This is a genomic window from Nostoc sp. KVJ3, from assembly GCF_026127265.1.
Taxonomy (GTDB): Bacteria; Cyanobacteriota; Cyanobacteriia; order Cyanobacteriales; family Nostocaceae; genus Nostoc.
Window position 1 is genome coordinate 489,492 of record NZ_WWFG01000001.1, and the last position, 12,913, is coordinate 502,404.

Genomic DNA, 12,913 nt, shown 5'->3' on the forward strand with positions numbered 1-12,913 from the left:
TTTTATAAATCCCTTCATTCTCGTGATATTTTTGATTTTAGACAGATACATTTGTGATTTACTCAGTTTGAATATTATGTTACTAAAAAGATTATTTTTGCTCAAAGCCACACTCTTTCATAGCCTAAAATTAAATTTCTTATCACTTATTGAGTAGTAATTTTATAGCAAATAAAGACCGGAAGACTAACGGAAATTCCAAAGCCAATGGTAAAATAAAACCCTTGATTGGATTGCGTTCATAAATATCTTGGAAACACAATTCTGAGTTAAATTCATTTATTGAATTATGGCTGACGGCAATGCTATCTTCAAGGTTCTTTACCTGATGCCACCAGCGCGGTGGAAAGTAGATAATTTCTCCGGCTTCTAGTATTATTTCCACAGATTTAGCATTGGTATACAGTGGAAATTTTTCTAAATCCGGGTTGAAGACATTAACTTCCCCATTGTACAAAAGATCGGTTTGATCGGGTGTAAACAAGACACATTTTTTACGACCCGAAATTAATGCCAGCCATGCATAAGCATATTCACCATCAATGTGAAGACTAATATATGAATCTTTAGGGCCTATCAGCAGATAATCTAATGGATAATCATATTTTTCTTGAAAATTTTTGGGCAGCCTGTCAAACAAATTATGAAAGTAAACTGGAACTTTATAGTCCTCGTAAAGTTTGGGATGAAGGTAAGGATGAAAGTCGAACAGATAAAGTATTTTCTTGCGATCGCTGGCAGTTATGTAATCAATGTAATCAGCAACAGTCATTTGCAGCGTCCTGCTATGATCTCCGTCCTCCCTCACTTTGATATTGAGTGACCCGCACTCCGATTTGAAGAAATTCATATTCCACTTTGTTGAGGCTGTCCAATCTTTCATCGCGTCAGTTATGATGACAGGCTTGCCTATAGATGCATATTCCCGGACAAATTGATCGTGCGATAGATTACTGCGACGCTCAACAGAAGAAATTGGTGTCCATACTAACTTGTGTTGTTTTTTACGCCACATTCTTTTTATCACATATATAACTAAGAATGTGCTAAAAAACAATATCACGAGCGTCAAACTAAACCAAATTAAATTAGATAAATAAATGGGTGATTGTCTAGTGGTCATATAGATTCCTTAAAAAGCGTTATATTTTATCGGAGCTTGCTATTGAAAAACTATCATTAGAGTAGTTATTAAGAGATTATTCATTAACTTCTAAAATTTTGCTAATTGACTTCATTTTTTGCAGACGTTTTCTTTGTTGGGATTTCCCAATTGCAATTTTTTCTGTTGAAAGATTAGTTTCACTAAAAGATAATGTTTGATTTTTCGTTTGACCAAAAAACTCTGTAAGGGAGTTAATGGTGGGATATCTAAACATATCGAGCAATGATAAATCTGTTGGAAATAGTTCACCTAATTGGTTATGAACTTTCACCATGAGTAATGAATGACCACCGAGTTCAAAAAAGTTGTCGTGAATGCCAATCTTCTCAATATTGAGAGCCTTTTGCCAAATTGTAGCGATCGCTCGTTCTATCTGTGTTTGTGGCATTACATAAGTCGCTTCTAACTCTGGGCGGAGAGTTTCAGGTGTAGGAAGCGATCGCCTATCTAACTTACCATTGGGTGTTAGTGGCAGAGTTGGGAGTAGTACAAAGGCAGAAGGTATCATGTATTCTGGTAACTTCTCTTTCAAAAAGCTACGCAGTTCAGTAATTGTAAGTTCCTGCTTGGGTTGAGGACTTACATAAGCTACTAGGCGTTTGTCAGTAAGTTCGTCGTCCCAAATCACCACCACAGCTTCGCGTACTTTAGCGTGTTGGTTTAATCTCGCCTCAATCTCGCCTAATTCGATGCGGAAACCCCGGATCTTAACTTGACTATCAATGCGTCCAAGAATCTCAATATTTCCATTAGGTAGATAGCGAACTAAGTCCCCAGTTTTATATAAACGTGACCCAGATTTTTCACTGAAGGGGTTAGGAATAAACTTAATTGCTGTCAATTCAGATAAGTTCAAATATCCCCTAGCAACGCCAAAACCACCAATGTAAAGTTCGCCTGTTACTCCAATAGGAGTAGGTTGCAGGTAAGGGTCTAAGATGTAAATCTGAACATTATTAATTCCCCGTCCAATCGGCACTTCTAACACAGCATTGACTTGGGTCAACTTTGATAAATTGCTCATCGTGGCTACGATAGTTGCTTCCGTAGGCCCGTAAGAATTAATTAGTTGTACTCTTTGTCCTACATACTTTTGCCATATCTCTAGTCGCTGCGAAAGAGCTTTTTCTCCGCCAATAATCACCAAACGCAGTTTTTCAGGTAGCTGTGAGCTTTTCTCAACCAACTCAGGAGTAAGTTGATGCCAGAAAGCTGTCGGCAAATCTAACACTGTTAGATTCAAATCGCGGCATCTTTCGAGAAAGGCTGGTATTGAACTTAACATTGAATCAGTACGCAGTACTAATGTTGCACCTTCCACTAAGCAGGGAAATATTTCTTCGGCAGCAGTATCAAAACTGATCGATGCAAATTGTAAGATGCGATCGCTTGACTTCAGTTCGTACTCTAAACAAGCAGTTTTGATATAGTTCACCAAAGAGTTATGTTGAATCATCACTCCCTTTGGTTTTCCTGTAGACCCTGATGTATAAATTACATAAGCTAAATTCTCAGATGTGAACCTGGCCAAAAGATTCTCTTGACTTTCTTGGGCTATAATCTCCCAATCCGTATCTATGCATATAACTTTTGCTTCCTGTTGAGGCAGTTCCTTAACTAATCGCTGCTGGGTAAGTAACACCGATATTTGAGCATCCTCAAGCATGAAAGCTAGACGCTCTTTTGGGTATGCTGGATCTAGTGGCACGTATACACCACCAGCTTTCAGAATACCCAGAATTCCAACCATCATTTCGAGCGATCGCTCTACACATATTCCCACCAAAACCTCTGGTTTTACCCCAAGCGATCGCAAATAATGCGCCAATTGATTTGCACGGTGGTTTAACTGTCGATATGTCAACTGCTCATCTTCAAAGACTACAGCAATGGCATCGGGCGATCGCTCCACTTGAGCCTCAAATAACTCATGGATACAATACTCACTACCATAGTCAACTTGAGTATTATTCCATTCCACCAACAACTGATGTTGTTGAGTTTGTGTCAATATAGGCAATTCTTTTAGGGGTTGTTCTGGATTAGCAACAACACCTTCTAGCAAGGTTACGTAATGTCCGAGCCAACGCTGAATTGTTTGAGTATCAAATAAATCTGTATTATATTCCAGTTCTACCAGTAGTTCACTGTCTGTCTGAAGAATATTTAAATTAATATCCAGCTTGGTAGCACTGGTAGAATTTTTAGCTACCTCAAACTCTTGTTTTAAAGACTTTGACTCCAATTGAGCCTTATCCAGATTAAAGCCTGTAGTAAAAAGAGGAGTGCGACTAGGATCTCGTGGTAACTTTAAATTTTCAATTAGTTTAATAAAAGGATAAATTTGATACTCATAAGCATCTAATAATATCTGCTGGATAAAACTCAAATAGTCTGTGAATGTTGGGTTGCCTATAACTTGGCTACGTATGGGTAATAGATTAACACAGTGACCGACAAGATATTCATCTGCGATCGCAGATTGTCCGGCTGAAGCAATGCCAACAACGATATCTTGTTGATTCGTCAATCGTTGTAATAAGGTTATAAATGCTGCTAAAAGAATTGTAAATAAAGTATAACCACGTTTTACACTTAAGCTTTTTAAAGCGTTATACAAAGTGGAATCAAGAATTATATTTTCTCGCGCCCCAGTATACGTAAATATGGGTGGTCGAGGATAATCGGTTGGTAATTCCAATACAGGTATTGAAGCGGCAAATTGACTCAGCCAATAGGCTTCAGCTTTCGCCATCTCTGGACTCTGCTGCATTTGTGCTTGCCACAGAGCATACTCACTCCATTTAATGGGTTGTGGAAGCTGGCTAGCAATTCCCTGACACTCTGCTGAATAAATTACTGCTAATTCTCGTAACAAAATACTAATTGACCAACCATCAGCAACAATGTGATGATTCGTCAAAACCACAAGATGACGATCTTCTTGCAATTTGACTATATGACAGCGCAGTAATGGCCCTTTTTCTAAATTAAAAATTTGTTGAGCTTCCCCTTGTAATAACTCCGATAGTTGTGTTTCTCGTTGACTTTTATCTAAAATTGAAAAATCACTCAGAGGAATGTCTATAGTCAAAGTGGAATGAATCAATTGATTATCCCCCTCTGGGCTAAAAGTAGTTCGCAGCGCTTCGTGACGATTGATAATTTCCTGAACAGCCTTACGTACTGCCAATAAATTGCCAGTTCCTCGTAGATAAATAGACCGAGATTCATTATAGGCGCGGGAAACTTCATCTCCCATCTGTGCTAAAAACCACAATTCCTTTTGTGCTGCTGTCAAAGGAATTTTGAGTGTTGTTGAAATAGGGGCAGGTGGTAATAATTCTCCTTTTTGCATTTCTACTACGCTTTCCTTGACTGCCCTAATTACGTGTTCAATATCTGTATTGGTATGCGCCGTAGAAAGATAAAAGGTACGTCCTTCCCAAACATAAACGCCTTTTTCGAGTAAATGGTAGAAAAACAACTGACCAAACTTGAGCGGAGATGAGGCTATGAAACGAAACAGGGAACCAAAATAGACTACTTGAATTGGAACTTGCCTTTCTTCAAAGTAACTATTAAGAGTCTGGGCTAATTTCGTTGTTTTTTCAGATAACTCCTGCTGCAATTTCGGGCCACTGTTCTTAATATGATTGAGTGCAGCCCAAGCCGCAGCCATTACCAAAGGATGTTTGAAGAAAGTACCCGCAAACATCGTAGTTTCCGCTTGAGGATAAGATTCATCTCCATAGTTCCACATCCCACCGTCAAGGGTATCCATCAAAGCCGCCTTACCAGCTATAACCCCAATTGGCATCCCAGCAGCAACGGCTTTACCATAAGTAGTCAAATCTGCTTGAATATTCCACAATCCCTGAATTCCACCTGGGTGCATCCGAAAGCCGGTAATTACTTCATCGAAAATTAATACGGTTCCTGTTGCTTGAGTTAATTGTCTGAGTTGTAGCAGAAACTCTTGAGGTTGCAAATCTGGGCGACTGCTTTGTATCGGCTCTACCAAAACTGCTGCGAGTTCGTGAGCATGAGTTTTCAGAATCTCTAGGGATTCAGGTTTGCCATATTCAAGTGCGATCGCATCATCAGCAATGTATGATGGTATACCTATAGCTTTGGGGATAGAACGCCGCGTTTCTTCACCGGTTGTTACTCCTCTTACCAAAACCCCATCATAGATACCGTGATAAGAACCAGCAAATAAAGCAATCTTAGAGCGTCCTGTGGTAGCCCGTGCTAGGCGTATTGCTCCCATGACTGCTTCTGTGCCATCGTTACAAAAAGCTGCCCGTTCTGCGCCTGTCAACTCACAAATTAACTCTGCAACCTGACCGGCAAGACGCGATTGTGGCCCGTGCAATATACCCTGCTTTATTTGTTCTTGGATAGCTTCGATGACAAAGGAAGGTGAATGACCAAATAAAAGCGCACCAAATCCCATAGAAATGTCTACGTACTCTTTGCCATCAACATCCCAAAGCCTAGCGCCCTCACCACGCTGTCCGTGAATGGGATACAACATCTCTTTAATTGACGGCAGGAACCCTGTTATCGCCCTGCTATTGGCATGATAGGAACGATAAGCTTGAGTAAGTCGTTTAGATTCTGGAGTCTGCTGAACAAAACGTGTAATTAAAGCATCTAGATGTTTTTGTTGACAAGGAGTTAACAGAGTCTTCGATTCTTGCTCAAATTGTTGAGCATTCGCCAAAGGTTGCGGTTCACTTGTCAGCTTTATAGGTTGTTGATTAGACTCAGCCTGAATCGATGATGAACTTGATTGAAAAGCAGAATTACTGTCCTCATGCTGAATTTGGGTAGATGGGATTGCTTTTTGCAAAGGTAATATCTTCTTAGATGAACCTGCTTTTTGCAAAACATCTAGCTGTTTGGACATCAATTGAAGCTGCTGTTCTATTACCTGTTCGAGTACATTACCTATTACATATTTTTCATCTTCTTGCTCTAATTTTTGCGTGTCTGAAGTCTGTATAGCAAGTGTTGTTTCTTGAAAAGAAGGCTCTACAATTAGATATTGTGGAGGTAGCTCTTGAGCTATATGAGCTACTAAGGCATGAATTGTTGATAAATTTTCAAGCAATAATCTAAAAGGAATATTAATACCTAATTCTTTTTGAATAGCACGGTTTATTTGCGACAAAATCAGAGAGTCAACACCCATTTCTAGAAAAGGAGTATGAATATCTATTGCAGATGATTTTACTCCCAGTGACTCACTAACAATAGACTTGAGCGTTGATACTATTTTTTTATATTGAGATTCTTCATTCATAATATTTTAAAGCTTTCTAGATATTACTTTTATATAAAACTACATATCTTTTTCTAATAGTTCTAACTGCTGAAACATAATAGAAATTTGACCATTTATTATTTTCTTAATCCGACGATCGCATTTTTCAATTTTGTCATTCAAATAGAGAATATTATTTTGCTGTGATTCAAAAAGCAAATTTTGTGATTTCTTTTCCAGATAATTGAACTGAGCGTCATCTTTTTGATTCTGCGACTTTTGATTATTATTGTCTTTTCCATTCAATATATTTGACTTATTAACTCTAGGAGACTCAACCCAATATTTGTTTCGTTCAAAAGGGTAAGTCGGTAAAGGAAGGCGATGATATTTTTGATTGGCATAAAATCCTGACCAATCTACTTGTATACCATACAGCCATAAATGTCCCAGAGTATTTAATAAGAATGCAACATCAGATTGTTGTTCGTGGGGATGACCTATAGAGCAAAGCACCAACTTTTCCTGGACTTGTTGTTTAGTTAAAGTACTTAAAGTCCGACCAGAACCAACTTCTAAAAAAATCCGATTTGGCTGTTTGCACAATTCATTAATGCCATCAGCAAAGCGGACTGACGACTGCAAATGTTTAGCCCAATAACTCTTATCTGTTGCCTCATCTGGAGTAATCCAAGTGCCAGTTACGTTAGATAAAAAAGGAATTTTTGGAGGATTAAGATTGACTTTTGCCAAGAATTTAGTAAATGGCTCAATAATAGAGTCCATCATCTGAGAATGAAATGCGTGGGAAGTATGCAGAGAACGACAGTCAATCCCTTGCTTGGTTAAGCGGTTTTGCAAATCTTCAATCTCTGCGCTTAGTCCAGAAACTACACAACGCTCTGGTGCATTGATTGCCGCTAAGGAGAGTTTATCACCTAGCATCTGCGTAACTTTTTTCTCTGATAGCGCTACAGCCAACATTGCCCCTGAAGGTAGTTTTTGCATCAGTTGTCCACGAGTAGCAACTAACATCAATGCATCCGCCAAAGAAAATACCCCAGCTAAACAAGCAGCGACATATTCACCCATACTGTGGCCAATCATTGCACTAGGATACACTTTCGTAGCTATCCACAATTGTGCTAGAGCATATTCAATTACGAATAACGCCGGCTGAGTAATGTGAGTTTGTCGCAACTGCTGAGTAGCCGATTCGGTCTGTTCTGCGAGGGGATAAAGAATAGTGCGTAAGTCTAACCCTAAAATAGGTTTAAGTTGTTCACAGCAATCATCAACCTGTTCCCGAAAAATTGGCTGAGTTTGGTATAGTTCTCGACCCATATTTACATACTGAGATCCCTGACCAGGAAACATAAAAACAACTTCTGGCTCACTTGGTTCTTGATAGTGCGTGAGAACTCGTTGCGAGTCTTTGGTTTCTAAAACTTTGATTGCATCATCAATATCTTGACAAACTACCATCCGCCGATAGTCAAAAGCTCGACGACCTACCCCCAGAGTGTAAGCAACATCAGCTAAATTTAAATCGGGATGCTGTTTGAGGTGATTAGCCAGATTTGCCGTAGCTGCTTCTAACGCTGATTCCGTTTTTGCAGAAACAATCAACAGATGATATTTCCTCCCCTGCTCCTCCTGCTTCTCTACCGGGGCTTCCTCTAGAATTACATGAGCGTTCGTGCCACCAATACCAAAGGAACTAACCCCTGCGCGTCTAGGATGTCCGTTTGATTTCCATTCGGAAAGTTTGTCATTAACGTAAAAAGGACTGTTAGCAAAATCAATCTGGGGTGATGGTTCTTGAAAGTGCAAACTAGGCGGTATTTGCTTGTGTTTAAGCGCAAGAACAGTCTTGATTAAACCTGCAACACCAGCTGCGGTATCTAAATGGCCGATATTTGTTTTTACCGAACCAATGGCGCAGAAATTCTTTTTCTGAGTTCTGGCGCGAAAAGATTTAGTTAACGCGGCAATTTCAATCGGATCTCCTAAAATTGTGCCGGTGCCATGAGCCTCTACATAACTGACCATATCAGGTTCGATTCTGCTGATGGCTAGAGCTTCAGCAATCACCTTGGCTTGACCATCAATACTAGGAGCCGTATAGCCAATTTTGGCAGAACCATCATTATTAATGGCAGAACCTTTGATTACAGCATGAATATGATCTTGATCTGCGATCGCATCTGCCAATCGTTTTAAAATAACTATACCCACACCATCACCGCCAACAGTTCCTTGCGCTTTGGCATCAAAGGCGCGGCAATGTCCATCAGGAGACAAAATTCCACCCTCTTGATAAGCATAGCCAGTCTTTTGTAAGTTAGTTATAGAAACTCCACCAGCCAAAGTTATATCACATTCACGATCTATTAAACTTTGGCAAGCTAAATGAACAGCAACCAAAGAACTAGAACATCCAGTTTGAACAGTGATAGCTGAACCTTTTAAGTCTAATTTATAAGCAACTCGTGTAGTGAGATTATCTGTACGATTGTGATGTCTAATTTGGTCAAAACCAACAAATTTTATTAATTCAGTATTGCAAAAAAGATTGAATAAAAAGTAACTACTAATACTAGCACTACCATAAACACTAATTCGGCCTTGATAACTTTTAGAATCATAGCCAGCACTTTCCAGAGCTTGCCAAGCTGTTTCTAAAAAGAGGCGTTGCTGTGGATCAATTATTTCTGCTGTCTTGGGAGAGTAATCAAAGAATGCAGCATCAAATAATTCTATATCTTCCAATACAGCATTTGCTTTGACATAATTTTGTTCATTCAGTGTAGTTCCATCTACCCCCATAGATTCCAGTTCTTGGTCTGAAAAAAATGAAATTGCTTCCAACCCATCTCGGAGATTATGCCAAAAAATATCAAGATTCCTAGCTTTAGGGAACCGTCCAGACATACCGATAATAGCTATATCTAAATCACCTATTTGATTTTGCGTTTCTCCGCTATCCATCTTGCTAATGTTTCCTTCTTGATGATTTGCATTCGTGGCGATTAAGCTTTTCATAGTAATCATAAACAAGTATTTTCCTCTCTCTATCTCTCCCTCCTATCTCTGTGTTCTCTGCGCGGCAGTCGCTCATGGGGGAAACCACGCCAGATGCTCCACTTGGGGAGACCCCAAGACTGCGCTGCCTTGTCTCTGTAGTTCGTTCTTCTTCCTATTATGTTTTAGCGCCTCTTCATACAATTAGTATTAAATAAAATAATTTTACCGATATTGCGCTCTTGACTGCCTAGAAGTAGTGCGACTTTCAGCGCGTTGAGTACTTTCCTCAAAAGAAGATATTTCAATCTGTTTATGCGTTAAATATTTAGCCAAGGAGTTAATAGTTGGATATTCAAATAAATTAAGAACTGATATATCTGTGGGAAAAACTTCTCTGAGTTTGGCATGAACTTGCACAAGCAATAATGAATGACCACCAATATCAAAGAAATTATCATGAATGCCCACCTTTTCAACATGAAGCATCTGTTCCCAGATATTAACAATGGTTTGCTCTACCTCAGTTTGCGGTGGTTCATAAGTTGCTGCCAATTCTGGGCGATCGCCATTTGATTCTGGGAGCGCATTATGATTAACTTTACCATTAGATGTTAGTGGCAAAGCCTTTAACATGATGAAAGTTGAGGGCATCATGTATTCTGGTAGTTTCTCCCTGAGAAATCTTTGCAATTCGCTAACATTGAGTGTTTGCTTAGAAACAAGGTAGGCTACTAAGGATTTATTGCGATCGCTTTCCCGAACTACCACTACAGCCTGTTGCACTTGCGGATGTTGAGACAGGATGGTTTCAATTTCTCCAAGTTCAATGCGGAAGCCCCTAATTTTTACTTGGCGATCGACTCGTCCAATAAATTCGATATTGCCGTCAGGTAAGTAACGAGCTATATCACCAGTTTTATATAAACGCGAACCCGTCTCTGCAAAAGGATTGGGAATAAACTTTTCTGCTGTCAAATCAGGCTGATTCAGATAACCTCTAGCTAACCCTGCACCACCGATGTATAACTCCCCGATACGCCAATGGGTACTGGTTGTAGTTGCTCATCCAGCAAATAAATCTGCGTATTGGCAAGTGGACGACCAAGGGGTACTGTTTGTGTATGATTTTGCTGATTTTCAACTGCAAAGGTAGTAACCCCCACGGTGGCTTCTGTAGGCCCGTAGTGATTGAAGATTAAACTGGATGGTGCTTGCTGTTGAATCTGCTCAATAAGTTGCCAACTTGCAGCTTCACCACCCAAAATTAGCTGCTGGCGGGGCAAGATGGAATCGAATGGTGCAGAGGACAGAAGAGTGGCGAGGTGAGAGGGGACAATTTTGAGGCAGTCGATGGGATGGTTGTGGCAGTATTTTGCCAAAATTGCGGAGTCAGTAGCACACTCGGCGGATAATATATGCAGACATCCGCCAGTAGAAAGAGCGGCAAAAATCACGGTGTTACCCAAGTCAGCAGCCAAGGTAGAAACAGTGGCAAAGTTGTTTGTTGCTGAGAAGTCTAACCTCTGTGTAATTCCGTGAAGGTAATTCAGCAGTTGTCGGTGTTCGATCGCAACTCCTTTCGGTTTACCAGTAGAGCCAGAGGTGAACAAGACATAAACTAAATTCTGGGCTGTCACTTCACTGGTGGGATTTTCATTTTTGCACTGAGCAATGCTATCCCAATCTGTATCTAAGCAGACTATCTGTGCTACATCTATTGGCAGACTATCGACTAATCGCTGTTGTGTCAAGATCAGTGGTATTTCGATATCCTGCAATCGGCTAGCAAAACCTTCCTTGGGTAAGGCTGGATCTAGCGGTAGATAGGCTCCACCAGCTTTCAGGATACCCAAAAGTCCAATAATCATCAAGAGCGATCGCTCTGTGCAAAGTCCTACTACAACTTCCGGCTTGACTCCTCGCTGCTGTAAATAGTCGGCAAGCTGATTGGCTTTGCTGTTCAGCTGTGCGTAAGTTAATTGCTGGTTTTCAAAGACAACGGCAATTTTATCCGGTGTTTTTTGGACTTGTGCTTCAAATAATTCGTGAATACATATATTTTGTGTCTTGTCAATATTTGTTTGGTTAAACTCGAATAATAGCTGTTGGCGATCGCTTGGGCTGAGAATTTCTAATCGGCTAATTTTCTCTTCGGGATTAGCAGTTACACTATTTAATAAAGATTGAAATTGTCTGGCTATACGTTCAATAGTATCAGCTGCAAAATAATTTATATCGTAGTAGAACTCTGTAGTTAAATAATCCTCGCGTTGAGTACAAGTAAGTTTTACTTTAAATTGTTCAATACAATTGAAATATTGCTCAAGAGAAAATGATACGTCGCCAGCAAAGAGTTTTTCTGGTATCTGCTCAAACTCGAAACCGATGGGAAAAGCTAGCTGATGATGATTTTCTATCGGTTCGGGTACAAAATAATCTTGCCATTCTGCATTAGCTTCTATAGTCTGATTAGTTAGTTCTACAATTTCTTGAAAGCGTAAATCTGGTGTGAAATGGCTATTAATTGGCAACCAAGTAGCAACAAGTCCTAATAAGTTGTATAGTTCTTCATAGTCTCTGCGATCGCTAGCCATACCAATCACGATATTTGGCTCTCCTGTAAATCGCCAAATCAGCGTTTGCCAGCAAGCTAGCAAGACAACAGCAGTGGAAGTATTATATTTTTTAGCTAAGGTGGAAATCTTGGCTGTCACATCAGGGGTAATCTTTAATCGACAGCAGTCTATCTCAAACTTTGATGGCTGTAATGGCTGGCTCTCAAAAGGTAACTTCAACGAAGCGAGTGGAGAAAACTTTTCCTCATGCCAGTATTTTTTAGCTGCTTCTGCCTCTTCATCTACAAGTAATTGATTTTGCCATTCTGAGAATTGCAGATATTGTACAACTTCTTCTGATAGTCTGTCATCTTGCAAACAGGCAGAGTATGAATTACTGATTTCAGTTACCAGATTCTTGAGTGTCCAGGTATCGGCACAAATTGAAGGTAGACTAATAAGTAAAATGTATTTGTTTACTGATAGCGTCAGTAGAGATATATCTAATAGTGTCTTATGCTCAAAGTTTAAAGTAAGAGCTGCTGCTTGCAAAATCTCTGCAATTTTAATTGAGATTTCCTTGGGTTCACAATGACTAAGATTGATGTTATTCCACGATAGAATACTGCTATTTTTTACATCCATCACCGGAATTTTCATTCCAGCTAGGCAGTGAAAAGTTGTACGCAAAATTCCATGTTTAATAATGACTTGTTGTAAAGCTGCTTGTAATACTTCTTGTTTGAGATTGCCTTCAAGAAGAAGGGTACATTGAGCAACACAAGCTGAACTATACTGCTGTAATGACCAAAGACGCTTCTGTTGAGGGGAAAGCCGAAAGCCTTGAGTTACTTGATGATTTGGCATATATTTTTCATTATTTTTCTCGAAGAA

4 protein-coding genes and 1 pseudogene are annotated in these 12,913 nt (G+C 39.6%); all 5 read right to left on the reverse strand.

The annotated features are described in order from the left end of the window. Positions 1-142: 142 nt before the first annotated feature. Positions 143-1,015 carry a cupin-like domain-containing protein gene (locus GTQ43_RS02170; RefSeq protein WP_265270277.1) on the reverse strand — a complete coding sequence of 291 codons (873 nt, stop codon included), beginning with the start codon at positions 1,013-1,015 and terminating at the stop codon, positions 143-145. Between the two features lie 184 nt (positions 1,016-1,199). Then, a complete protein-coding gene (locus GTQ43_RS02175) occupies positions 1,200-6,476 on the reverse strand; it encodes a non-ribosomal peptide synthetase (RefSeq protein ID WP_265270278.1) in 5,277 nt (1,758 codons plus the stop codon). 285 nt (positions 6,477-6,761) lie between these two features. Then, positions 6,762-9,428 (reverse strand): annotated as a pseudogene (locus GTQ43_RS02180) (type I polyketide synthase); the annotation flags it as partial. A gap of 258 nt (positions 9,429-9,686) precedes the next feature. Further along, on the reverse strand, positions 9,687-10,439 hold the full coding sequence (locus GTQ43_RS02185; RefSeq protein WP_414859085.1) for a phosphopantetheine-binding protein: 753 nt from the start codon (positions 10,437-10,439) through the stop codon (positions 9,687-9,689). A gap of 26 nt (positions 10,440-10,465) precedes the next feature. Continuing rightward, the gene (locus tag GTQ43_RS02190) at positions 10,466-12,886 is read right to left on the reverse strand and encodes a non-ribosomal peptide synthetase (protein ID WP_265270279.1); all 2,421 of its coding nucleotides are present in this window, start codon (positions 12,884-12,886) and stop codon (positions 10,466-10,468) included. Positions 12,887-12,913: the final 27 nt, after the last annotated feature.